Here is a 24,180-nt window from a genome sequence, read left to right as displayed (position 1 = left end):
CAGGCGGTCAGGCGGTCAGGCGGGTCACCGGGTCAGCCGGGGAAGCGCCCCTCGCTGCGCAGCGACCAGCGGCGCTCGGCGTACGCCAGGTCGTCACGCCACAGCCGCCCGGCCGCCCGGCGCATGAGCGGGCGCAGTGCCGGGGCGGCAGCGCGTGCCAGCGCGAAGCCGCGCCGGTCCGATGCGGCGATGACCGCCTCGACCACGGCGGTCCGGGGGTTCCGGTCTCCCGGTGGGGTCAGGGGGGTGGCATGCGTCTCCACGACGGAGGTGGCCCCCTCCCCCTCGGTGATGTGCATGACGACCGTACGCGGCTCGGGCGCGGTGAACACCGCCCGTACGGGCACCACCAGGCGTCCGGCGACCCGGAAGGAGACCTCGACGCCGAACGCGTCGTCGAGGTCGCCGCGTGGGGTGCTCACCACACGCAGGTCGACGAACGAGTACGGATGGAACCAGGACCCGTGCCAGGGGTCGAGCCGGTTGGCAACGACGTCCTGTGGTTCGCACCGCCCCACAGCCGTGAAGACCGAGTCCACCACGTTCGCGGGCGCCGGGCGCCGGGGCAGCACCGGATGATCCAAGGGCTCCTCGCCTCCGGCCTCGTCGAGACGTACCCACACCAGCACCCCGTCGTCGTGGGCGGGATACGGCTCCCACCCGGCGAACGGGCCGCCCCGGAGGGCCAGGCCGTGCCAACGGCACAGAAGCGTTCCGCACACCACTGTGGCCTCGCGCAGCGGAGCCCCGAGGTGCGGGCACGCGCCCGGCCCGGCTTGGACGACGCCCGCCCGCGTGCGCCACAGCACGACCTCCACTCCACTCACGGTTCTGCCGTACGCGCGGTCCCCGGCGATATTCCGGGAGGCGCCGACGACGAACCAGTTTCCCGAGGGCCTCGCGGACGCCCGCGCGAGGGCGTCGGAGATCAGGGACGGCTGTGCCTCCCGCCAGGTCGGTGCCTGGTCGAACCAACCGGGTCCCCGGCGCAGCCGCAGCGGCGACCTCCAGCGCCCGCCGCCCGACAGATCCCTCATCGGCTGTGCTCCTCCCCTTGAGGTACCGGACCGCGCACGGGAACGGCTGGGGCGGGCGACCGGGTACGGACCCGGGCGCCCAGGATGCGTACGAGTCCGGCGGCAGCCGTCCGAGCCCTGCGGCGACGCGGAACAACGCACCGGCGGTGCAGCACCGGGTACCCGTCGTCGGCGATCGCGTCCAGGATGCCGCCGTACAGCGTGTAGGCCGTGCGGATGCAGGGCCTCACCCGCGGGTCGAGCATCCTGATGCCCGGTTCCGCCTCCCGGTACTCCGCCCGGGTCATCGCGTCGGCCGCCATCAAGGCGGCGCGGATGCGCGGATCCGGCCGGCCCGTGCGACGGCTCCACTCCAGCATCGGCCGGTCCACCCCGTGAGCGGCGAGCAGATCCGCCGGCAGATAGACGCGCCCCCGGTCCAGGTCCTCGCCCACATCGCGCAGGAAGTTCGTGAGCTGGAACGCGACGCCGAGGGCCGCCGCGTGCGGTGCGGCCTCCTCGCGGGCGACCACCGTCCCGAGCACCGGCAGCATCTGCAGCCCGATCACCGCGGCCGAACCGTGCATGTACGCGCGCAGATCGGGGTACGTCGCATAGTCGGTGGCGCTCAGATCGCTGCGCATGGAGGCCATGAAGTCGGTGAACAGCCACGGAGCGATGTCGTACCGCCCCGCCGTGTCCGCCACTGCCCGCACCACGGGCTCCGTCCCGCTGCCCGTTCGCAGCCCGTGCGCGAGGTCGCTCTCCAACTGCTTCAGCAGCCGGTCACGTTGCTCCGGCGTCTCCCGGCGGTCGAGGTCGTCGACGATGTCGTCCGCCCAGCGGGCGAACCCGTAGAGGGCGTGGACCGCGCAGCGTCGTTCGACCGGCAGCAGACGGGTCGAAAGGAAGTAGGTCCTGCCATAACGGGCGTTGAGCTGTCGGCAGGTCGCGTAGGCCGCGCGAAGGCCTGGATCGGTGATGCCCGCGGCATCCAGCTCACGACGGGTCATGGGCGCTGCCCTTCCTGGATGCCACGACGGTCCGATTCGGGGCTGCCGGTCCTGTCCGCACCGGGCGGGGAAGGCCGGTGATGCGGGCCGCGGCGAGCTTTCCGCTGATGAGGACGGTGGGCACGCCCACCCCGGGCGTCGTCCCGCACCCGGCCAGGACGACGTTGTCCCATCCGCGCACAAGATTGCGCGGCCGGAACGGGCCGGTCTGGGCGAAGGTGTGGGACACGGAGAACGGTGTGCCCGCCGCATGCCCCTGAGCCGTCCAGTCCATCGGCGTCACCAGCAGCTCACGGTCGACGGAGTCGCCGAATCCGTTCAGCCCCCGGCGTTCCAGCTCGGTCACGAGACTGTCGCGGTAGCGCGGGCCCAGGTCGTGCCAGGCATCGGCCGACGGCCCGGTGGTGGTGTTCGGGCACGGAGCCAGGACGTAGTGCAGGTGCTTCCCCTCCGGCGAGAGTCCAGGGTCGTGCGTGGTCGGCCTGGTGATCAGCAGCGACGGATCACTCATCAGCTGTCCGGTGCGTGTCAGTTCGTCGAAGGTGCGCTCCCAGGCGGCGCCGAAGGAGATCGTGTGATGCGCGAGCTCGGGCCAGGTGCGGTCCGTACCAGCGTGGAGGATCACCGCGGAGGGGGAGTGGCGCAGCCGTACGGGGCGTCGCGGGGCCCGCCCCAGGAGGCGGTGCACCACGGGCAGATCTGGTGTCAGGATCACCGCGTCGCATGCGATCCGCTCGCCGGACGCCAGGTGCACGGCCCGTACGCGTCCGGCGGAGCGCTCCAGTTCGGTCACCTCGGCCGACCAGCGGAACCGGCCCCCGGCGTCACCGGCCGCGTCCGCCATGGCGCGGGGCAGCGCGTGCACGCCGCCCCGGGGGTAGTAGACCCCCGCCACCGTGTCCATGAAGGCGATGACGGCGTAGGCGGCGAGCGCCCGGGCCGGTGTCACCCCGGCGTACAGCGCCTGGAAGGAGAACACCCTGCGCAGTCGCTCGTCGGAGAGGAACCTGCCGATCTGCGGATCCAGTCGCCCGAAGCCGCCCAAGGCGGCCAGCCGGGCCAGATCCGGGTGGAGGAGCTGGAAGGGGGAGTCGAAGTTCGTGTCGATGAACCGCCGCATCTGGGCTCGGTACAACTGATGCAGCCAGCCGCGCAGCCTCCGGTACCCCGCGGCCTCGGCGGCGCCCGCGAAGCGCCGTACCTCTTCCTCCATGGCGTCCCCGTCCGTGTGCACGTCCACCTGGGTGCCGTCGGCGAAGCGCGCCCGGTAGGCCGGGTGCAGCTCGATGAGTTCCACCCGCCGGTACAGGCTGTCGCCCACGGCGGCGAAGGCCTCGTCCGCCAGATGGGGCATGGTCAGGACGGTCGGGCCGGAATCCGCCAGGTACCCGCCGAACTCGATCCGGCCGGCACGGCCGCCCGGTCCGGCGCCCCGCTCGACCACGGTCACCTGGCGGCCGGAGCCGAGCACATGCAAGGTGGCGGCCAGGCCGGACAGACCGGCGCCGACCACCACCACGTGATCCGTGGACCCGGGCACGGTTTTCACACGGTCTCCCTGTTTCCGGCCCACGAGGTGTGCTTGTCCGGCGCGGTGACGGCGGCCCTTTCCACCAGCGAGGCAAATTCCTGAAGGGCATGCCGATCCGCTCCGGTGGCTTCGAAGTGGCGCAGGCTCTGGGCGGAGAGAGCGGCGATCTCGGCCTCCACCACGGCGCGTGCACCCGTGCGTTCCACGGCGGCGCGCATCCGTGCGACCTCGGCGTCGGAACGTGCGACATCGCCCGGTCCGAGGGCGGCGATCGCCTCGGCATCGTCCGACGAGGAGGCGAGCCGCACGGCGACCGCGAGGAGATAGGTGAGCTTCCGCCCCCGCAGGTCCTCGTCCGCGGGCTTGCCCGTCACCGCCGGGTCGCCGAACGTGCCCAGCAGATCGTCCCTGAGCTGGAAGGCCAGACCCGCACACCGGCCGGCGGACCGCAGAGCCCGCAGCGCCGGGCCGTCGGCACCGGCCAGTGCGGCGCCCATGGCGAGCGGCCGTTCCACCGTGTAGAGAGCGCTCTTCAAGGTGGCGATCCGCACGGCGCCGTCCACGGCGGACGAGCCGGTCGCCTGGGCACGCATGTCCAGGTACTGCCCGGCCACCATCTCGCAGCGCATCGCCTGCCACTCGTCATGCAGTCGTCGTCCGTGCCGTGAACCGAGTGCGGTGTCGGTGAGCAGGTCGTCGGCCCACGCCAGAGCCAGATCGCCTGCGAGCACGGCAGCCGCGGTCGCGTACGTCTCGGGCGCTCCGATCATTTCGCCGGCGCGGTGCATCCGGGCGAAGTCGGCGTGCACAGCCGGCGCACCCCGGCGCACCGGCGAGCCGTCCATGACGTCGTCGTGCATGAGCGCGCACCCCTGCAGAAGTTCGAGGGCGGCCCCGACCCGCAGCAGGGTTCCGGGGTCGCCTTCGCCGTGTACGGCCCGCCATCCGCACCACAAGAAGGCGGTCCGGAACCGCCTGCCGCCTTGCTGGACGAAAGCGGCGACCCGGCGCGCGACCTCTCCCGCGAACACGTCGTCCACGTCGTGTGCCTCGCGCAGCCGTACGCCGAGGTACTCCGCGAGAACGTCGTCGACCGTGACGGTCGCCTCGACAGCGGTGCGCGGTACTTCGCGGTCGCCGGCAGGTCCGACCGCGCCGGCGCGCTTCGTTCGCATATCAGGCACGGGAAGCCCCTTCGATCTTCATGCCTTGCATGACATCTGTTTCGGCCGCGGCCGGGATCCGGATGCACTCGCGGCTGCCCGGCGCGAAGCCCTGCCGGAGTCCGAGCGGGGGCCGGCCCGCGCCCGACCGGCTCCTGGACCGAGCCATGGTGTCTGAACAGCCGGGAGCGGGAAGCGGCCGTGCGTGTGCGCCGTTGGAGTGGCGTGCGGAGCAACGGCAGACCTCGCGAGCGGGAGCGACGCGCAGCCATCCCCCGGCGTGAGCCGTCGCGGGAGGCGGCGTCTGCTCCTCGTGGGTCAGGGCTGGGTGCGTGCCCGGTCGCCTGCCTGGGACGCGGCAGCGGTTTCGGTCGAGGCGCCGGCGGTGCTGAGTTGTCCGATGCTGGACTCGAGGTGCGCGCGGACGAACCACTGGAAGAGTTCCAGCCCGCGGAGCTGCTCGATGAGCATGTCCTGCGTTACGGGGTCGGATTCCTCGGTTGCCTGCATCGCGGCCCGGTGGTCCTTGATGACCTCGGTGTACACGAGGTTGAGGGCGCCGAGGTGTTCGATGGCTTCGGCTCTGCCGATCGAGTAGTCGTTCCACGCACGGTCGGCGACCAGGGCGCCCGGTGTGCCCTGCGGTTCGCCGCCCAGGGTGGAGATGCGCTCGGCCAGGTCGTCCGCCATGGAGCGGACCTGATCGACCTGTGGGTCGAGCATTTCGTGCACGGCGATGAAATGCGGCCCGACGACGTTCCAGTGGATGTGCTTGAGGGTCAGGCCCAGATCATTCAGCGAGTGCAGGCGCATCTGCAGCAGGGCGATGACCTCACGGCCGACCTCCGTGGTCATGCCCGGCACGGTGTAGGAAATCTGTGGACGCTGTGGTGACACAGTGGTGCTCCTTGAGGAGTCAGGCGTTGAGGTTTTCAGACAACCAGCTGAATGCGGTTCCCGCCTTCCGGCCGCGCCGGGGCCGGACTCCTGTTCACTGGGGCGGACGTATGAGACCCGCTGCCGACTCGCTGCCGGCCCGCTGCGGTGAACAGCGGACAGGCGATCCGCGGCACGGGGTTCCTCGTCGCGGCCTCGTCCTCGACTCGGGGCAGCGGACCTGGTGGCCGGCTGTGGCCGCCGCCGACCGCTACGTGGGCTGCGAGTGTGTCCCGGAGCCCACGCCGGGCTCAGCGCACCTCGCTCGTCCGGCGCCGCAGCCGCCGCTTCCGAGCGCGCCGTTCGTCCTCGTCCAGGCCGCCCCACACTCCCGTCACCTGGCGGGAGTCCTCCATGGCCCACCTGAGACACGCCTCGCGCACGGGGCAGCGCAGGCAGACCTCTTTCGCTTCCTCGGCCTGGATGAGAGCGGGGGCGCCGGTCCCGACCGGGAAGAAGAGGTCGGGGTCGGCGTTCTGACAGGCCGCGGATGCACGCCAGTCGTCCATGAATCCTCCTGCGGTATGAGCGTGGAATGCGCTCCTACTCGGCTCACCGTTCAGCGGCAGTTGAAACGTCGCCCCGGCGACCGCGATGGACGCCGCTGGAGTAACTGGTGACTGAAATAAGGCAGTTGTAAGTGCCAGTCGCCGGCGCCGCGAATACCTGGCGGGGCGTGGGCGCCACCGACTTCTTGCCGGGCGGCACCTGGTTCGTCGCCCCGGTACGCACCCGCCTCCGTGGAGGCAGGCAGGATGGTGCCGCCGGAGCTCTTGCCGCGCACGGCATGCCCCAGTGATGCAGGGCTGACGCGTTCTCGGGCTGTGAGACGAAGTAGCTCGCACGCGCGGGCAGGGTGGGACCGGTAGTGGACACGCGTACCGGACCGTACGCGGACGTATCAGCCACCGGGTACGAAAAGCAGGGACAGCGCGCCCGGGTGGGTTGCTCACCGACCGGCATGTGCCCATGCCGGTCGTTGTCCCCAGCCGTTTGGGGGACACGCGGGCCGCATCCGGCGCGTTCCCCGCCCCGCGGGGGCATCCTTCGGTGGAACGAAAGGGAGACATGATGCCGCTCTATCTATCGAGGTTCAGCTACACGCCGGAGACGTGGGCGAGGCTGACCGCCCACCCCGAGGACCGCGCAAAGGCCGCTCAGGCGTACATCGAGTCCGTCGGCGGGAAGCTCCACGGCTTCTGGTACGCCTTCGGCACGCACGACGGCTACAACCTGTGGGAGGCCCCCGACAACGTGTCCATGGCCGCGGTTGCGCTGGCGATCAGTGGAGGCGGCGCGCTCAGCTCGTTCGAGACGACAGTCCTCCTGACGGTCGACGAAACCATGGATGCCCTGCGCAAAGCCGAACGAGTCCGGTACCGGGCGCCGGGCTCGTAGCGGTTCAGGCTGCCGCGTTCTCGGGTGACGAGGTGAGTGGTTCGCCCAGGTGTGGTCATTCGCGGGTGATCCCAGCTGTGCCTGGTCGCCGTGTCTGAGTTCTTTCGCCGGAGCTCCGCTGTGGACCGCATCATCGACCGTCTCGCTCCACTGTTCGCACTCCAGCCCCGCAAGAGATTCCACGAGGGGTGCGGGGCCCATCATGGGCGGCGCCATGGTCCCCACCCGCGACCACGAGATCTCCGAGTGGTCGAAGAACTGCCGGCACTCCACCAATCGCCAGATCGTCATCGACGCCGAGACTCGTCTGCGCAAGGCTGCCGCGTGCCTTGAAGATGCCGGACATGAACCTCTCTCTTACGGCACGCGCATCGCACCTCGTCGCCCTCGTCGCCGCAGCCGTGGCCAGCGTCCTGATGGCCTTGGCCGCCGCCCCGTCCGCCGTGGCGGCCACCGCCGCGGCTCCGGAGTGCGTGCAGCACTACTCGGGCCGGCGTTACAGCACGGTCGTCAACAGCTGCGACGTCACCGCCGCCGTCACGGTCGAGTACACCGACGGCCAGGCAGCCCCGTGCCGGGTCATCGAGCCCGGCATGTCGGCGACCTTCGCCGGTTACGGACCGCAGCTCAACTACGTCACAGGGCTGCGGACGTGCGAGCCGGACCTCGTCGAGGCCGGCGGCGCCTGAGATGGATCGTCGTCGCCATCGGAGGCACCATGGCCCTGGCCGGAGGGGGGCTCGGGGTGATGGCGATCAAGTACCGGAAGGACGACTGACCGGAAGACAGACGCTCTCTCCCGCCCAGCAGGCGTTACCTGGACTGGAAGGTCGAGGAGGGGCAGGTCTGTACGCCGCAGCCGTTACCGGCCATCCGAGAAGGCTCACGTTCCTGGTCGAGGGTCTCACGAGCACACCCACCTGAAAGACCGGCCGCGGCTGCTCACCGCGCATGAGCTCCATCTCCCGCGCCTCGCGGACCATTTGGAAGAATCCGCTGGCTCAGACAACTACGTCTTCCGTGTCGGGAGAGTCTCTGCCAGCCGGTTCACCACACCGACCACACCGTCCACTCGCCACGCTGCACGGATCAGGCCTGAGGTGTCGGTATCAGGCGGGAGTCGACCCGCCATGGTGACCACCCCGTCGTGGACATCGATACGCAGCTGGTCGGCGACGCCTTGCGCGGGGCGATGGAGGGCTGCCGTGTCCAAGACGTCCGACCGAATCTCTTCGTCGGTGCGCAGGAAGACGCGCAGGAGGTCACGGCGTGTGGTGATGCCTATGAGCCGGTCCTCCTCGTCCACCACGGGCAGCCGGTCGATGTGGCGGCGTTCCATGATGCGTGCGGCGTCCACCACGCGCTGTTCGGGATGCACGGTGACCGCTGGACTCGTCATGACCTCGCAGGCTGTGACGGCAGGGACCGGAGCACGGCCGACGTGGGCCATTCCTCTCACCGTTCGCAGGATTCGATGCCGGGCGGTCCCGGGCCCGCCGCGAGCCGCCTGTCGCTTGGTGAGGTCGGATTGGGACACCACGCCCATGACCTTGTCGTCACGGTCCACCACCGGCAGGCCGCTGATCCGGTGGGCATCGAGCAGCCGGGCCAACTCCTCGAAGGGGGTGTCCGGGTGCGCCTGCACCACCTCGCTGGTCATCAGTTCTCCAACGGTCCGATTCCTGACCACGGTTCTCAACTCCACTCTTTCGCGCGGGTTTCACCAATCGCTCATGCCGACTGCCACCGTGATGTCCGGTGCTCACGTCCCCGCTTCTCAGCGGGACACTCGACGGTGAGACCGAAGAGTCACATCTCGAGGACGACGCGGGCGGTGACCCGGCCGTCGAGTACGTCGACGCACTCGTTGACGGACGACAGCGGGCGGGCCTCGTAGACCACGCGCGTACGTCCGGCGGCATGCAACTGGAACACCTCCGCAAGGTCCTGGCGTGTGCCCGATCGAGCCGATCACGGAGATCCCACCCAGCACGGTGGAGAAGACGGGCACCTCGACGGCCCCGTCCGCGGGGAGGGCGACCAGGACCAGCTTGCCGCCACGTGGCAGGCCGGCGAGCCCTGTCGCCAGAGCGTCATCGTTCACGGCCAGGGAGAGGACGGCGTGGGCGCCGCCGTGCCGCTGGAGCACCGTAGCCGGGTCGATCACCAAGGGCGCTCCGAGGACCTTCACCACTGCTGCCTTCATCGTCCGCTCCCCCTGTTCTTCGTTGATTCCAGCGTGGTGCGAGTCGCGGGAAGGCGACAGAACCGGTCAGGACCCCTGTGGCGGGCCGTTCGGCCCGCAATCGGGCTGGGCCGCCCGGCACCTTGAGCTGGCCCATCCGCTCACCTACGACTCCGCCTACGGTCGTCTGGGGCGCACCGTCGACTACGACGAGGAATCCATTACGGTGGCCGGGCACCGCATAGCCGTCACGTCCGAGCGCGATCCGGCCGACCTGCGCCGGGGGGGCCTCGGTGTGGACGTGGTCGTGGACGTGGTCATCGAGGCCGCCTGCCGCTTCCGAACCAGGGAAGACGCCGGGCCGGCACCTGAAGGCGGGAACGCGCAAGGTGTGCTGGCCGGTCAGGGCGATCTTCTGTTCGGCAGTCGCCAGAGCGGTGGCATTGCGCAAGGCCTCCCTCGTCGGCCTGGGCGCCGGCCGCTTGAGCGACCCCTCGGCCCCCGCACAGCCGATAGGCTGTCTGTTCGGAGCGGGTGATCGACGGAGGAGATCCAGTGGGCGTGGAAGAGCCGTTGTCGCGGATGCCTCAGATGCGGCTCGATGAGCTGCTGGAGGAACTCCAGGCGCGTATCAACGCGGCTCGAGGCACGAGGGACCGTGTACACAGTCTCCTGGAGGCCGTTGTCTCGGTGGGTCGCGAGCTTGACTTGTCCCAGGTGCTGCGCCGCATCGTGGAAGCTGCGGCTCTCCTGGTTGACGCCCAGTACGGCGCCCTGGGAGTGATCGGTCCGGACGGCCGGACCCTGTCGCAGTTCCTCGTCGTCGGGCTGACGGAGGAGGAGATCGAGAAGATCGGCCCTCTGCCCGCGGGGCACGGCCTGTTGGGTGAGCTCATCCGCAACCCGGAGCCGCTGCGCCTGACCGAGCTGGGCGCTCACGAGGCATCGTACGGTTTCCCCGCTCATCACCCTCCGATGAGTACGTTCCTGGGTGTGCCCATCCGGGTACGCGACGAGGTTTTCGGCAATCTTTACCTGACCGACAAGCGCGGCGGTCAGGATTTCGACGCCGAGGACGAATCGGTGATCTCCACCTTGTCGGTGGCGGCTGGTGTGGCCATCGACAACGCCCGGCTCTACGAGGCGTCGCAGCGTCAGCAGCGCTGGTTGCGGGCAAGCGCGGAAGTCACCAACAGCCTGCTCTCCGGCAGCCCGCGCCTGGAGGTTCTGGAGCTGATTGCCCGCCGCGCTCAGGAGATAACGGGAGCAGCGCTCGCCGACGTGTCCGTGCCTGTTGCCGGGACGGACGACCTGGTCGTCGAGCTGGCCATCGGTGCGTGCGGTGAAACCCGACGTGGGCTGGTGGTCCCGGTCGAGGGCACTCTGTCCGGCGCTGCCCACGTAGGAGGCGCGCCCTTCTCGACAGCCGCTCTGGCGGAAGACGACCGCTATACCGCCGGGCCTCGCCGTTTCGAGGGCCTGGGGCCGGCGGTGGCCGTGCCTTTGGGAATCACGGCAAAAGACGCGCGGGGTGTTCTGCTCCTGGCCAGGCAACTGGGCGAGGCGGTTTTCACCGAAGCGGAACTGGAACCGCTGCTGGCTTTCGCGGGCCAGGCCGCGCTCGGTCTGGAGCTGGCTGAGCGCCGGAACGACGCGGAGCAGCTCGCGCTCCTTGAGGACCGGGACCGGATCGCCCGTGATCTGCATGACCTGGCTATCCAGCGGTTGTTCGCCACCGGTATGACTCTGCAGAGCGCGGCCCGGCTCGTGCAGCACGAGGGCGCCGCCGAACGTGTCTCGCGTGCGGTCGGTGACCTGGACGAGACGATCAAGATCATCCGCTCGACGATTTTCGGTCTGCGGGCCCGGGAAGAGGACGCGGGACCGAGCCTGCGTGCCCGCGTGGCACGCGCGGTGGGCGAGATGGCGACGACGCTCGGGTTCCCACCCCGCCTGAGCATGGAGGGCCTGCTCGACACGGACGTTGCACCGCAGGTAGCCGATCACGTCATGGCGGCGCTCACCGAAATGCTGAGTAACGCCGCTCGCCATGCGCATGCCACCCGGGTCGAGGTCGCGTTGCAGGCCACCTCCGACGAGGTCGTCCTCATCGTGTCGGACAACGGCAGGGGCATCCCGGCCGGCGGTAGGCGAAGCGGTCTGAACAATCTTGAGGAACGGGCCAGCAGCGTGGACGGCACCCTGAAGGTCGAGCGCCCGGACGAGGGCGGCAGCCGACTTGTGTGGCGGGCACCGCTCGGAATCGGCTGAGTCGAGACGAGCTGGTGCGTCGGGGACGCTCTCCGTCGGCGGCCCGCCGCGGCGGCCAGCCGTCCTTGACCACACAGCGGGCCAGGCGCGGGCGGCCGGTCTTGGCCAGGGGTGCATTACGGTGGGGTACGAGGGCCTTGTGGTCGTTCGGCGTAGATGTCGTAATCCACACCGAACCCGGAAGGCCCTCACTCGTTCAAGATCACCCAGCCGTGATCACTGTCACCCACCTCCGTGCACAGAAGCTAGACGGTGAGCTGCAAGCCTGTGATCAGATCGGGCCGGATGCGCAGGGCGGCGTTCACGGCCGGGCGTTGCACCCACGGGCGCAGACGGGCGGAGAAGCTCGCGAGCTCGTCGCCATCGGTGACCCGGTGGGCGTAACCGGTCACCACCACGCTCCAGCCGAGATGGGTTTCGGGATCGATGACGTCCGCCTCATAGGCGACCACGACACCTGCCGCGTGAGTGGGCGCCACGATGGAGGCGAGTGTGGCGCCGTCGTGCAACTGGACGATGATGTCGTCGCCGTCCATGACGTGGTTGACCGGGCGGATGGCCGGCAGGGCGTGTTGCGTGAAAACGATGCGCCCCAAGGAGACAGTGCCGAGCAGGCGGAGCGCCTCGGCTCGGTCGAGCTGTGCAAGATGCCGGGGCGCCACTGCACCTCGGAGGTCACCCGCCCCTCGTCGCCTGGCTTCGTTCTTCATCGTGCCCGCCTCTGCTCCGGCTTGGTCGTCGTGTTCTGAGCTGCCTGAGGCCAGCTTCCCTTGGAACCCGCAGTCGGAATAGGGCCGAACGGACCTCTGGGGCATGGTCGGATTCCGGGGTTGCGCACAGCTCAGCACGTCGCGGGTCTGCATGGCCCTGGTGGGGGCTTTGGGCGGGACTACGGACCACGCGGTCGACAGAGGGCAGGCTCAGGCTCGACGTACGCGAGACCTACGCACGCGCCGCCGACATGTTCGCGCCGCCGACATGTTCGCGCCGCCCCGTACGTGCGACAGATCCGGCTCCTGGCCGGTGCCGCCGGTCGTGCGGGGACGTGCCGACGCCGTCGTCTGCTGGTCCGGCGACCGTTCCCGCCAGGCTGTCAGCCGAGGCCACCTCTGCTCGCCGTCCTGATCCGGCCTCGGGACATGAGGACACCCCGACGCCGACGGGCGGACCCGGCCTGCTTCCCCCGAGAGGGCCCCTTGGTCCCGCTCCGGGCCCATCGGCCCCTCCTGCTCACTGTGGGAGTCGTCCAGTGTGAAGACGGGAGACCCGCTAGACGTCGGGAAATCCCGGCCGATACCGAAGGACGGGCGTGCCGTTATGGACGGGAAGTACGTATACAACTTCCACGAGGGCGGCCGGGACATGGCCGGCCTCCTGGGCGGCAAGGGGGCCAACCTCGCCGAGATGGCGCGCATGGGCCTTCCCGTACCACCTGGCTTCACGGTCACCACCGAGGCCTGCCGGGTCTTCCTGGCGACCGGAGAGCCTCCGCCGGAGCTGGAGCGCCAGGTCAGCGAGCACCTTGCCGTCATGGAACGTGCGGCGGGGCGACGGCTCGGCCAGGTGGACGCCCCCCTGCTGGTCTCGGTCCGATCCGGCGCCCGGTTCTCCATGCCAGGCATGATGGAGACCATCCTCGACATCGGTCTCAACGACCTGTCCGTCCTCGGACTGGCGAAGGCCCTGGGGCGGGAACGGTTCGCCTGGGACTCGTACCGCCGTCTCGTGCAGATGTTCGGCAGTACGGTCATGGGCGTCGACAGTGCACGTTTCGAGAGCGTCCTGGCCGGGATCAAGAAGCAGCACCACGCCGACGACGACACCCAGCTCGACACCTGTGACCTGATCAGGCTCGTCCAGATGTACCAGGATCTGATCCTGGAGGAAACGGGGGAGGCGTTCCCCCAAGACCCCGCCGAGCAGCTCCGACGGGCCACGCTCGCCGTCTTCACCTCGTGGAACGGCGAACGGGCGCGCATCTACCGGCGTCGCGAGCACATCGCGGACGATCTGGGCACGGCTGTCAACATCCAGGCCATGGTGTTCGGCAACCTCGGCCCGGACTCGGGCAGCGGCGTGGCATTCACCCGCGACCCTGCCACCGGGCAGCCCGGCATCTACGGCGACTACCTGCCGAACGCCCAGGGCGAGGACGTCGTCGCCGGCATCCGCGACACCGTGCCCCTTCAGGAGCTGGAACACCTTGACCCCGCCTCCTTCGCCCGGCTGCGCGACTGCATGGCGCAGTTGGAGGCGCACTACCGGGATCTCTGCGACATCGAGTTCACCATCGAACGCGCCACCCTGTGGATGCTGCAGACCCGTGTCGGCAAGCGCACGTCCCAGGCCGCCTTCGCCATCGCCGGACAACTGGTCGATGAGGGCCTGATCACCCCGCAGGAAGGGCTGGCGCGGGTCGACGGTGAAGGACTGGCGCGGCTGATGTTCCCCCGCTTCGACAGCTCCGGCACGCGAGAGGTGCTGGCCCGGGGCATCCCCGCCTCACCCGGGGCCGCCGTGGGCGCGGTCGTGTTCGACTCCGCCGAAGCGGTCCGCCGGTCCGCCGAAGGGGAGAAGGTCGTCCTCGTACGGCAGGAGACGACACCGGACGACCTGCCCGGCATGATCGCCGCGGAAGCCGTGCTCACCAGCCGGGGAGGCAAGACGAGCCACGCGGCCGTTGTCGCCCGGGGGATGGGCAAGGTCTGTGTGTGCGGGGCCGGGGAGCTCACCGTCGATCCTCAGGGGCGGAGCTTCTCGACGCCCTCGGTCACCGTACGGGAAGGCGATGTCGTCTCGGTCGACGGGTCCGAGGGTCTGGTGTTCCTGGGCGCCGTACCTCTCGTGGACTCTCCGGTGATGCGGTACTTCGAGGACGGCGGGCACCCGCCGGGGGAGTCGGCGACGCAAGTCGTACGCGACGTGCACCGGGTCATGGGGCAGGCGGACGAGGCCCGGCGCATGGAGGTGCGGGCGAACGCCGACACGCCGGAGGACGCCGCCCGCGCCCGGCGGTTCGGTGCGCAGGGGATCGGTCTGTGCCGCACCGAGCACATGTTCCTCGGCGACCGCCGCTCCCTGGTGGAGGCGATGATCCTGGCACACGACGATGAGGAGAGGGAAGCGGCGCTCAACGCCCTCCTGCCCCTGCAGCGCGCGGACTTCATCGGCATCCTGGAAGCGATGGACGGGCTGCCCGTGACCATTCGGCTCCTCGACCCGCCCTTGCACGAGTTCTTGCCCGACCTGACGGAGCTGTCGGTGCGCGTTGCCCGGGACGAAGCCCTCGGGCGGCAGCCCGACCTCCACGAGACGGAACTGCTGGCGGCGGTCACCCGGATGCACGAGGCGAACCCCATGCTGGGTCTGCGCGGTGTGCGGCTAGGTCTGGTTGTTCCCGGGCTCGTGGCCATGCAGGTGCGCGCCGTCGCCGAGGCTGTGGTGGCCCGCAAGCGTGCCGGCGGCGATCCGCAGGCCGAAATCATGGTGCCGCTGGTCGATGCGGTGGAGGAGTTCCGACTGGTACGAGCGGAAGTCGCTCGTGTACTGGAGCGGGTCTCGGCGGGTACCGGCGTCGCGCTGGGCTGCCCGGTGGGGACGATGATCGAGCTGCCCAGGGCGGCCCTCACCGCGGGCAGCATCGCCGAGGACGCGGAGTTCTTCTCCCTCGGCACGAACGACCTGACGCAGACGACCTGGGGCTTCTCCCGCGACGACGTCGAGGCCGCGTTCTTCTCGGCCTACCTCGACAAGGGCATCTTCCAGACCTCCCCGTTCGAGACGATCGACCGTGAAGGGGTCGGACGTCTGGTCGAGATCGCCGTCGCGGAGGGCCGAGCGACCCGGCCCGGGCTGAACATCGGGGTCTGCGGGGAGCACGGGGGAGACCCGCAGTCAGTCCACTTCTTCCACGACACCGGCCTGGACTACGTGTCGTGCTCCCCCTTCCGGGTACCAGTCGCCCGGCTCGAAGCCGGGCGTGCCGCCCTTCGGGCGACCGAGGCTCAGGCGGGCAGGTGAAGTCCAAGGCGGGTCGTGCTGGTGTCGAGGAACGAGTGTCTCTTCGAGGCCGGTGCGCGAGTCATTCCACCTCCGAGCGTGCGCTCGTGCGACGGAGGGCTGAAGGGCCTCTGAGACAGGGATCGGGGCCGAACGGCCCTCCCCGCCCGTGCCCTGCGGCAGTTGCGCCGCAGGGCACGGACACAGGTTGTCTACGGGGTGCGCAAGGCCAGGATGGCCATGTCGTCGTGGCCGTCGCTGGGGTGCTGGTCGGCGAGTGTGCGCACGAGGTTGTCCAGTGGCAGGGTCGCGTGGGCGGCTGCCAGGTCTCGGAGGGTGGCCAGGCCTTCGTCGATGGGGTGGTGAGGGTGTTCGACGAGGCCGTCGGTGAACAACAGGATGGTGGCGCCGTCCGGCAGGGGGTGGCTGTGGTCCGGGCGGCGCATTTCCGGGTCGACGCCGAGTGGAATGCCGGGGTCGGCGTGCAGGTACTCGGCGTGGCCGTCGGGGGTGAGGACCAGGGGCGGCAGGTGGCCGGCGGTGCTCCAGTGGAGCGTCCACCCCTTGTCGGCGGGTTCGATCCGGGCCAGGCACGCGGTAGTGACCGGCAGATCGGTGGTGGCGTGCACGGTGTGGTCGAGCTGCGTCAGCACGGAACTTGGTGGGGTCTTGCGGTCGTACAGCAGTGCCCGGAGCATGTTGCGCGCCTGCGCCATGGCGGCGGCGGCATGCAGGTCATGGCCCACCACGTCACCGACGACGGCCGCACAGGCGTTGTCGGGCAGGACCACGGCGTCGTACCAGTCGCCGCCGACGCCGGCCGGTTCGGCAGCGGTCCGGTAGACCGCGGCGCCCGAGAAGGGGGCCAGGTCCGGCAGCACCGGGAGCAGCAGCCGCTGAAACTGTTCGGCGCTGTCACGCATGAAGCCGAACAGGCGGGCGTTGTCGATGGCGATCCCGGCGGCTCCGGCGAGCGCACGCACGATTTCCTCGTCGTCCTGGTCGAACGGGCGGCCGTCGTGTCGCTCCGACAGGTACAGGTCGCCGTAGATCTCGCCACGCACCGTGATCGCAACGCCGAGCAGGGTGCGCATGGGCGGGTGGCCGGGAGGGAAGCCGACCGATGCCGGGTGGGAGGAGATGTCGTCCAAGCGCAGCGGCTCGGGGTGGCGGATCAAGTGACCGAGTACGCCGCGGCCGTGGGGAAAGTCCACATTCCCGAGAGCGGCGCGCTCGTCGTCCGTGAGGCCGGCGGTGATGAACTGATCCAGGTGGTCACCGGACTCGTGAAGAACGCCGAGTGCGCCGTAGCGGGCGCGGGCCAGGTGCATGGCGGTGGTCACGATACGGCGGAGGACGGTAGGCAGGTCCAGGTCGCTGCCGATGGCCAGTACCGCGTCGAGTAGCCCCTCCAGCCGGTCCTTCGCCCCAGCCAGCGCGTGCACCTGCGTGGCAATGCCTTCCAGCTCGTCGTCCAGCCGCGTGCGCAATTCGGGAAGGCTGTGTTCACGGGCTCGTCCTCCAGGCTCGTTCTCGGAGGGCATGGCACGATCACCTCGTTCTTCGGACCCGAGTACACCCCGGAGCCGAAGCGGGCCGTGGCGCCTGTCGGCTGTACTGCCTCACGCTAGGCCTGCCCGCGCGTTTCCGCATGTGGAGCACCCGTTTCGCGGCGGCTGTGAGCGCGCTGGTCCGTGACCTCATCGGAGGGAGGCGTCAGGAGGTGGGCGATGCGTAGTGCATTCGGGTGACGTGCACATGCTTCTTCTCGGAGTGAGCCGGGGGGAGACCTCCATGGCGTCGTCATCCCCTGCGTTCCGGCGGGGGATGACGCCAGTTGCTCCCCGTCGCAGGCCGCTCGGCTTCCGGCCGGACACCATCATCGCCCTCGGCGGCGGGTCACCCATGGACGCGGCCAAGGTGATGTGGCTGCTGTTCGAACAGCCGGACATCGACTTCGCCGACATGCGACAGAAGTTCTCCGACATCCGTAAGCGGGCCTTCCGCTTCCCGGTACTCGGCAAGCGGGCTCGCCTCGTCTGTGTCCCCACCACATCGGGCACCGGCGCCGAGGTCACCCCCTTCGCCGTCATCTCCGACCCGGCTACCGGTAAGAAGTACCCGCTGGCCGACTACGCCCTGACTCCGAGCGTCGCGATCGTCGACCCCACGCTCACCGCCGACCTGCCCGCGTCACTCGCTGCCGACAGCGGCTTCGACGCCCTCACTCACGCCACCGAGGCGTATGTCTCGGTCTACGCCAACGACTTCACCGACGGCCTGGCTCTGCACGCGGTCAAGTTGGTCTTCGCGAATCTGGAATCGGCGGTCACGGGCGAGGCATCACAGCGGACCAGGGCCCGGGAGAAGATGCACAACGCGGGAACCATCGCGGGGATGGCCTTCGGGAACGCCTTCCTCGGCATCGTCCACGCCATGTCCCACACCCTGGGTGCCACCTTCCACATCGCCCACGGACGGACCAACGCGATTCTCCTGCCGCACGTGATCCGCTACAACGGCACCGTTCCCGCCAAGTTGACGGGCTGGCCCAAGTACGAGAGTTACCGGGCGCCTGAGCGATTCCAGGACATCGCCCGCTCCCTCGGCCTGCCGGCCTCCACCGCTGCCGAGGGCGTCGCCTCCTACGCCGCCGCCGTGGAGCGGCTGCGTGACGCCGTGGGCATAGAGCCCTCCTTCCGCGCCGTGGGCATCGATGAGGTGGCGTTCATGAACGCACTGCCGCAGCAGGCACTCAACGCCTACGAGGACCAGTGCGCCCCGGCCAATCCCCGCATGCCGATGCTGGACGACATGGAGGAGATCATGCGGACCGCCTTCCACGGCGGCCCTCGCACGCTGCCGATCGAGTGACTCCAGGCAGCCCTTCGGCCGGCCGGGGCCGCCCGGCCGAGCGGCAGGTCGCGCCCGGCACTGCTCGTGAGGCGGGCCGACGTGGCTCGGACGCACTCGCCGACAACCGGAGCGGGCTCCGGCCAGGACGAAGATCCTGCCGGAGCTCGCATCAGGCGTGGCCCTTGTCACGCGCTGCGCTGGAGGGCCGTATGGCCCTGGTAGGGGAGCGCTTGTTGAACGACACTGTGGACTGGGGTCCGTCGGAGGCGGCGGATGCGAAGAATTCGGAGTGTGTGATGACGGACAGCGGCAGCGGCCTTACCAAGAGGGATGCGGTCAGGGTCTTCCTTCTTGACGATCATGAGGTGGTGCGTCGCGGTGTGCATGACCTGCTGGACGGCGAGCCTGATCTGACGGTGGTGGGGGAGGCCGGCACGGCCGAGCAGGCGTTGGTGCGGATTCCGGCTCTGCGTCCCGATGTCGCGGTTCTGGACGTGCGTCTGCCGGACGGGGACGGTGTGAGTGTCTGTCGCGAGCTTCGTTCCCGTATGCCCGATCTGGCGTGTCTGATGCTGACGTCGTTCGACGACGAGGAGGCATTGCTCGATGCGATCATGGCCGGTGCGGCGGGTTACGTTCTGAAGCAGATCACCGGCACGGACCTGGTTCATGCCGTGCGTACGGTCGCTTCCGGACAGTCGATGCTGGATCCGGGTGCGACGGCGCGGGTGATGGCCCGGCTGCGTGGCGGTGCCCCCGAGGAGCAGGCGACGCAGAAGGGTCTGCCGGGCCTGACGGACCGGGAGCGGGAGATTCTTCTCCTGGTGGGAGAGGGGCTGACGAACCGGGAGATCGGTAAGCGGCTTTTCCTGGCGGAGAAGACGGTGAAGAACAACATTTCCCGGTTGCTGGCCAAGCTGGGTGTGGAGCGTCGCGTGCAGGCTGCTGTCATCGCGACGCAGGCGCTGGCGGCCCAGGACGGTCAGGGCGCATCCGCGGCGGGGCACGAACGCCGACCGCGGAGCTGAGCACCGGGCCGGCAGGAGCCGAACGAGGACGCGAGCCCATTGAACTCTCCTGCCCGTCCGTGTCACTTCCTCGTTTGGGCCATGGGTCTTCAGTTGTGCGGGACGACGGCTACGGGGCAGGGGGCGTGGTGGAGAGCGGCGTGGGCGACCGACCCGATGCGTGTTCCCACACGGCCACGCCGTTCCCTGCGGCCGACCACGAGCAACTGGGCGTCCGAGAGGCTGGACAACAGCACCTGCCCCGCACTACCCATCTCGACCTGCTCGATCACCTGGACGTCGGGAAACCGTTCGCGCCAGGGCGCCAGCGCTTCCGCCAGTGCCTTCTGCTCGAACGGCTCCAATCCTCCCGCCTCGTCCGCGAGACGCAGGGAGCCGGGGCCGTAGGCGTAGATCGGCGGCAGGCTCCAGGTCCTTACCGCACGCACGGCGGCACCGCGTAGGGCAGCCGCCTCGAAGGCGAAGCCGAGTACCGCGTCGCTGTACGGCGTGCCCGACTGGCCCACGACCACTTCGCTCCCGGTCAGCTGGCGTGTCTGCCTCTCACGGGCGCGTACGGACACGACGGGCCGTGTCGCGGCGGCGATCACCTCCTGTCCGCACGAGCCGAGGAGGAAGCCGAGGAACGCCCCGTGTCCGCGTGATCCGAGCACCAGCATCTCGGATGCCTCCGCTTCTCTCAGCAGCGCGGCGACCGCCGTGTCCTGCACCACTTCCGAGGTGATGGCGAGGTCGGGACACAGCCCCGCGACGTGCGTCTCGGCCTCCCGCAGCACGCCGTGGGCGTACTTGGCCTGCACATCCCTGTCCTGCGCGACGGGAACGTCCAGCGGCTGCCAGAGCCAGGCGTGCACGATGCGCAGCGCCACCCCACGCCGCACGGCTTCGCGCGCCGCCCATTCGGCCGCCGCAAGGCCTTCCGCGGAACCGTCCACTCCGACAGTGACTTCGGGGATCATGGCTTTGCCTCCATAGGTAGGGGGACGGGATGGCCGCATCGGCCCCCCTGTGGCTCTCAGCATCAGTGAGACAGGGCCGCCCACCGAGGGCCGATCGGCCCTGAGTGGACCGCCGTTCGGCCGCACCTGGTGGCTGGGCGCCCACGGGGACCACCGTCACTCGCCAGGGGACCTGTGGCCCCCTGCGCGTGCGGCCTCCGCGGGCCACTGTGAGCAGTGCCGTCCCAGTCTCTCTCCCCAAGGAGTCTTCATGTCCCGCATCGTCATGGTCGGCCTCGATGGATCTCGGGAAAGTCTCGCCGCCGTTGACTGGGCCGCCGAGGAGGCACTGCGCCGCGCGGTGCCGCTGCGCCTGCTTCAGGCATGGTGTGTCGACGACGACAGACGCCGGCTCCTCGTCGACCCGGCCACGGCACGTGGCTGGGGCGAGCGGATGCTGGCCACGGCGGCGAGGCGGCTGCACCGGCGCCACCCGGCCCTCGACATCGAGACGGAATGGACCGCCGACGACGCGGTCGAGGCGCTGTGCGCCGCCGGAGACGAGGCCGGACTGCTGGTCCTGGGCTCCCGGGGACTGGGCGGGCTGGCGGGGTTTCTTGCCGGGTCGGTCTCGCTGGCCGTGCTCGCTCGCACCAGGAGAACTGTCGTCCTCGTACGTCCCCACGACTTCCCGATGCCCGGGGGCGTTCCCGCCGGGGACGTAGTCGTCGGCCTGGACGTGTCCCGACCGGCTGACGAGGTGCTCGAGTTCGGCTTCGCGGAGGCCGAACGGTACGGCTGCGGCCTGCGCGTCCTGCACAGTTGGTCCGCACCGGCTCTCTACGGTCCCGACTTGGGGGGTGCCATGCCGCTGCTGATGGCGCAGGTCGCACAGGACGCGCGCCGAGCCGTCGAGGAAGCGCTGGCGCCGTGGATGGACAAGTACCCCGGAGTCCCCGTCATCCGTGAGTGCCACCAAGGCCGTCCGGCGCAGGACCTCGTACAGGCATCGCGGGACGCCCGGCTGATGGTGGTCGGCCGAAGGAATCGCAGCGGGCGGATGGGTACCCACATCGGAGCCGTCACCCACGCCGTCATCCACCACTCCTCGGCACCCGTCGCGGTCGTTCCGCACGACTGACCCTGCGTACGCGACTGGGGCGGGCCGCGGCGGAACCGGCAGGTCCGTCGCCGCGGCCTCACATCAAGGGTGCCCTGGGGCGAATGCGCATTCCACTCGCCTGCGGAGCACCCCACATGATGCCTGCGCGGCCCGTACCGTCCCCGAGCCCTCGCGTAACGGTCCGTTCCCGCGCCCCCGACGGTCCGCGATGGCATCCGGTAGGGCCGAAGGACCCTGCTCGGCACACCGAGCGGGACCAGCTCCGAAGGTGCCGCCCGGCCCCCGGCCAGGGACCGTTGCCACCAGGAGCGAACAGAGGCGAGTGACAGGGTTCAGGGGTCCCCGCGATGCCCTCAGTGGAATCCCGGGCGGCCGAACGTCCCTGTGCCGCGCCCTTCTGCGCCCACCTTCCTTCTGATCTCCGGGGAACTCCATGCCTTTTCACGTCGACTCCGAGACAGGCCGGCTGAAGCAGGTCATCCTGCACAGGCCGGACCTCGAACTGAAACGCCTCACCCCCACCAACAAGGACGCGCTCCTCTTCGACGACGTGCTGTGGGTCAAGCGCGCTCGCGAGGAGCACGACGCCTTCGCTGATGCCCTGCGTGACCGCGGAGTCCGTGTGCACCTCCTCGCGGACCTGCTCGCCGAGACGCTCCACTCCCTCGACGCCCGTCAGCTCGTTCTGGACCGGGTCTTCGACGAGCGGGAGTTCGGAGTTCTCGGTACCGATCGGCTTCGCGCGTACTTCGACTCCCTGGAACCTGCCGCGCTGACCACCAGCCTGATCGGCGGCGTCACGAAGGGCGAACTGCTCGACCGCGTGGGCACGGTGCCGAGTGTGCGCCTGCATGCCATGGCGCCCGACGACTTCCTTCTCGCACCCCTGCCCAACCATCTGTTCACCCGTGACACGTCATGCTGGGCGTACGACGGTGTGAGCGTCAACCCGATGAAGAAGCGTGCGCGACGCCGTGAAACGGTCCACTTCGAGGCCGTCTACGGTCACCACCCCCTTTTCGAAAAGGGGGAGTTCCACCGGTGGTCGGATGGGCAGCAGGCGTACCCCGCCACGATCGAGGGCGGCGACGTCCTGGTCATCGGCAACGGTGCGGTGCTCGTCGGCATGAGCGAGCGCACCACGCCCCAGGCCGTGGAGAATCTCGCCCTGCGCATGTTCGCCGCGGGTTCCGCCCAGCGGGTCGTGGCCGTGACCCTGCCGAAGAGCCGCAGCTTCATGCACCTCGACACCGTCATGACCATGGTCAGCGGCGACACCTTCACCCGTTACGCCGGACTCGGCATGCTGCCCTCCTGCACGATCGAACCCGGCACCGGAGGGCAGGGGCTGAAGGTCACCGATCACGCGCCCGACCAGATGGACCATGCCATCGCCGACGCCCTTGGTCTGCCCTCCATCAACGTCCTCACCCCCAGCCAGGACGTCAGGTCCGCCGAGCGGGAGCAGTGGGACGACGGCTGCAACGTTCTGGCCGTGGAACCCGGCGTGGTCGTCGCCTACGAGCGCAACGTGACCACCAACACCTACCTGCGCAAGAGCGGGATCGAGGTCATCACGGTACGCGGCAGCGAGCTCGGCCGCGGCCGGGGAGGCCCGCGGTGCATGACCTGCCCCATCGAGCGCGAGGCGGCCTGAGCACACACCGCGCCAGGTCACCCGTCCGCAACCACCCCGTACGCACCGAGGAGCCAGACCATGAAAATCGACCTGCGCCGGCGCCCGTACCTCAAGGAACTGGACTTCACACCGGCGGAGTTCAGGCACCTGCTGGAACTCTCCGCCTCCATCAAGACTGCCCGCCGCGAGGGGAGTGAGGAGCAGCGCCTGCGCGGCAAGAACATCGCCGTCATCTTCGAGAAGACTTCGACCAGGACCCGGTGCGCCTTCGAAGTCGCCGCTCACCAGCAAGGCGCGCACGTGACCTACCTCGACCCCGCCGGTTCGCAGCTCGGGCACAAGGAGTCGGTCAAGGACACCGCCCGTGTCCTCGGCCGCTACTACGACGGGATCGAATACCGGGGCAGTGACCAGCGCTTCGTGGAGGAGCTGGCCCGGCATGCGGGTGTTCCGGTGTGGAACGGTCTGACGGATCAGTGGCACCCCACCCAGTCGCTCGCCGATGTCCTCACCATGTGGGAGCACACCGACAAGCCCTTGGACCAGGTGTCCTTCGCCTACCTCGGGGACGCGAGGAACAACGTCGGCAATTCGCTGCTCATCACTGCGGCGATGCTCGGCATGGACGTACGAATGGTCGGTCCCCGCGCCCTGCGAAACGCACCCGACGTCGTCGAGGAGGCGCGCCGGGCGGCGGCCGTCAGTGGCGCGCGGATCACCCTGACCGAGGACGTGGCGCAGGGCGTGGCCGGTGTCGACTTCCTCTACACCGACGTGTGGCTGTCGATGGGAGAGCCGCCGGAGCTGTGGGACGAGCGTATCGCCCTGCTCAAGCCGTACCAGGTGACCGTGCAGACCCTGGAGGCGACAGGCAACCCGGCGGTCAAGTTCATGCACTGCCTTCCGGCCTTCCACAGCAGCGACACCACCGTCGGCGCCAAGATCGCCGCCCGGACCGGCATGACCGCGCTGGAGGTCACCGACGAGGTCTTCGAGTCCTCGCACTCCATCGTGTTCGACCAGGCCGAGAACAGGCTCCACACCATCAAGGCCGTTCTCGTCGCCACCCTCGGCGACTGAACCC

The 24,180-nt window shown here is 69.6% G+C and carries 19 protein-coding genes and 2 pseudogenes; 10 read left to right on the top strand and 11 right to left on the bottom strand.

Annotated elements, in window-relative coordinates; genetic code table 11:
* Positions 1-32: 32 nt before the first annotated feature.
* The 6 genes from F0344_RS01090 to F0344_RS01065 all read right to left on the bottom strand — a co-directional run bounded on the left by F0344_RS01090 (position 33) and on the right by F0344_RS01065 (position 6,168).
* A complete protein-coding gene (locus F0344_RS01090; RefSeq protein WP_185296972.1) occupies positions 33-1,037 on the bottom strand; it encodes a DUF5914 domain-containing protein in 1,005 nt (334 codons plus the stop codon).
* Entirely contained in the window at positions 1,034-2,029 is a 996-nt protein-coding gene (locus F0344_RS01085) for a phytoene/squalene synthase family protein (protein ID WP_185296971.1), read from the bottom strand. Before F0344_RS01085 ends, F0344_RS01090 begins: the two co-directional genes overlap by 4 nt.
* Positions 2,016-3,578, bottom strand: coding sequence for a phytoene desaturase family protein (crtI, locus tag F0344_RS01080; protein ID WP_185296970.1), 1,563 nt, complete (start codon positions 3,576-3,578; stop codon positions 2,016-2,018). The genes F0344_RS01085 and crtI overlap by 14 nt, the downstream gene beginning before the upstream one ends.
* Complete coding sequence (locus tag F0344_RS01075; protein ID WP_185296969.1) at positions 3,575-4,735, bottom strand: polyprenyl synthetase family protein; 1,161 nt, start codon at positions 4,733-4,735, stop codon at positions 3,575-3,577. Before F0344_RS01075 ends, crtI begins: the two co-directional genes overlap by 4 nt.
* A 306-nt stretch (positions 4,736-5,041) precedes the next feature.
* Complete coding sequence (locus F0344_RS01070; RefSeq protein ID WP_185296968.1) at positions 5,042-5,578, bottom strand: Dps family protein; 537 nt, start codon at positions 5,576-5,578, stop codon at positions 5,042-5,044.
* A gap of 332 nt (positions 5,579-5,910) precedes the next feature.
* The gene (locus tag F0344_RS01065; RefSeq protein ID WP_185296967.1) at positions 5,911-6,168 is read right to left on the bottom strand and encodes a WhiB family transcriptional regulator; all 258 of its coding nucleotides are present in this window, start codon (positions 6,166-6,168) and stop codon (positions 5,911-5,913) included.
* Positions 6,169-6,730: 562 nt separating this feature from the next.
* Here F0344_RS01065 and F0344_RS01060 point away from each other — a divergent pair.
* Positions 6,731-7,057 carry a GYD domain-containing protein gene (locus tag F0344_RS01060; protein ID WP_185296966.1) on the top strand — a complete coding sequence of 109 codons (327 nt, stop codon included), beginning with the start codon at positions 6,731-6,733 and terminating at the stop codon, positions 7,055-7,057.
* Between the two features lie 344 nt (positions 7,058-7,401).
* Positions 7,402-7,746: an alpha-amylase gene (locus tag F0344_RS01055; protein ID WP_258049561.1), complete on the top strand. Its 345-nt coding sequence runs from the start codon at positions 7,402-7,404 to the stop codon at positions 7,744-7,746.
* A 320-nt stretch (positions 7,747-8,066) separates the two neighbouring features.
* Here F0344_RS01055 and F0344_RS01050 read toward each other — a convergent pair whose 3' ends face one another.
* Together F0344_RS01050 and F0344_RS01045 are read right to left on the bottom strand one after the other, a co-directional pair.
* Positions 8,067-8,717 (bottom strand): CBS domain-containing protein, encoded by a 651-nt coding sequence (locus F0344_RS01050; protein WP_185296965.1) that lies wholly within the window; start codon positions 8,715-8,717, stop codon positions 8,067-8,069.
* A gap of 149 nt (positions 8,718-8,866) precedes the next feature.
* Positions 8,867-9,260 (bottom strand): annotated as a pseudogene (locus F0344_RS01045) (zinc-binding dehydrogenase); the annotation flags it as partial.
* 25 nt (positions 9,261-9,285) lie between these two features.
* Here F0344_RS01045 and F0344_RS01040 point away from each other — a divergent pair.
* Both F0344_RS01040 and F0344_RS01035 read left to right on the top strand, forming a co-directional pair.
* On the top strand, positions 9,286-9,780 hold the full coding sequence (locus tag F0344_RS01040) for a glyceraldehyde 3-phosphate dehydrogenase NAD-binding domain-containing protein (protein ID WP_374940047.1): 495 nt from the start codon (positions 9,286-9,288) through the stop codon (positions 9,778-9,780).
* A gap of 17 nt (positions 9,781-9,797) precedes the next feature.
* Entirely contained in the window at positions 9,798-11,513 is a 1,716-nt protein-coding gene (locus F0344_RS01035) for a sensor histidine kinase (protein WP_374940046.1), read from the top strand.
* 245 nt (positions 11,514-11,758) lie between these two features.
* Here F0344_RS01035 and F0344_RS01030 read toward each other — a convergent pair whose 3' ends face one another.
* Positions 11,759-12,223 (bottom strand): pyridoxamine 5'-phosphate oxidase family protein, encoded by a 465-nt coding sequence (locus F0344_RS01030; protein ID WP_185296964.1) that lies wholly within the window; start codon positions 12,221-12,223, stop codon positions 11,759-11,761.
* A gap of 607 nt (positions 12,224-12,830) precedes the next feature.
* Between F0344_RS01030 and ppdK the strand changes: the two genes are divergently transcribed.
* On the top strand, positions 12,831-15,533 hold the full coding sequence (ppdK, locus tag F0344_RS01025; protein WP_185296963.1) for a pyruvate, phosphate dikinase: 2,703 nt from the start codon (positions 12,831-12,833) through the stop codon (positions 15,531-15,533).
* A gap of 191 nt (positions 15,534-15,724) precedes the next feature.
* On the opposite strand, the gene F0344_RS01020 is transcribed toward ppdK, so the two are convergent.
* On the bottom strand, positions 15,725-17,002 hold the full coding sequence (locus F0344_RS01020) for a PP2C family protein-serine/threonine phosphatase (protein ID WP_374940045.1): 1,278 nt from the start codon (positions 17,000-17,002) through the stop codon (positions 15,725-15,727).
* 373 nt (positions 17,003-17,375) lie between these two features.
* Between F0344_RS01020 and F0344_RS01015 the strand changes: the two are divergent.
* Together F0344_RS01015 and F0344_RS01010 are read left to right on the top strand one after the other, a co-directional pair.
* A pseudogene (locus tag F0344_RS01015) lies at positions 17,376-18,386 on the top strand (iron-containing alcohol dehydrogenase); the annotation flags it as partial.
* A gap of 278 nt (positions 18,387-18,664) precedes the next feature.
* On the top strand, positions 18,665-19,396 hold the full coding sequence (locus F0344_RS01010; protein WP_185302448.1) for a response regulator: 732 nt from the start codon (positions 18,665-18,667) through the stop codon (positions 19,394-19,396).
* Positions 19,397-19,485: 89 nt separating this feature from the next.
* Here F0344_RS01010 and F0344_RS01005 read toward each other — a convergent pair whose 3' ends face one another.
* Positions 19,486-20,355, bottom strand: coding sequence for a universal stress protein (locus F0344_RS01005; protein WP_185296961.1), 870 nt, complete (start codon positions 20,353-20,355; stop codon positions 19,486-19,488).
* Between the two features lie 250 nt (positions 20,356-20,605).
* Here F0344_RS01005 and F0344_RS01000 point away from each other — a divergent pair, with 250 nt between their 5' ends.
* From F0344_RS01000 to argF, 3 genes are all read left to right on the top strand, one after another.
* Complete coding sequence (locus F0344_RS01000) at positions 20,606-21,475, top strand: universal stress protein (protein WP_185296960.1); 870 nt, start codon at positions 20,606-20,608, stop codon at positions 21,473-21,475.
* Between the two features lie 415 nt (positions 21,476-21,890).
* Positions 21,891-23,114 (top strand): arginine deiminase, encoded by a 1,224-nt coding sequence (locus F0344_RS00995; protein WP_185296959.1) that lies wholly within the window; start codon positions 21,891-21,893, stop codon positions 23,112-23,114.
* A 60-nt stretch (positions 23,115-23,174) separates the two neighbouring features.
* Complete coding sequence (gene argF / locus F0344_RS00990; RefSeq protein ID WP_185296958.1) at positions 23,175-24,176, top strand: ornithine carbamoyltransferase; 1,002 nt, start codon at positions 23,175-23,177, stop codon at positions 24,174-24,176.
* Positions 24,177-24,180: the final 4 nt, after the last annotated feature.

The organism is Streptomyces finlayi, assembly GCF_014216315.1.
Classification (GTDB): Bacteria; Actinomycetota; Actinomycetes; order Streptomycetales; family Streptomycetaceae; genus Streptomyces; species Streptomyces finlayi_A.
Note: the sequence above shows the minus strand (reverse complement) of the source record. Positions and strands in the feature narration are given on the sequence as shown.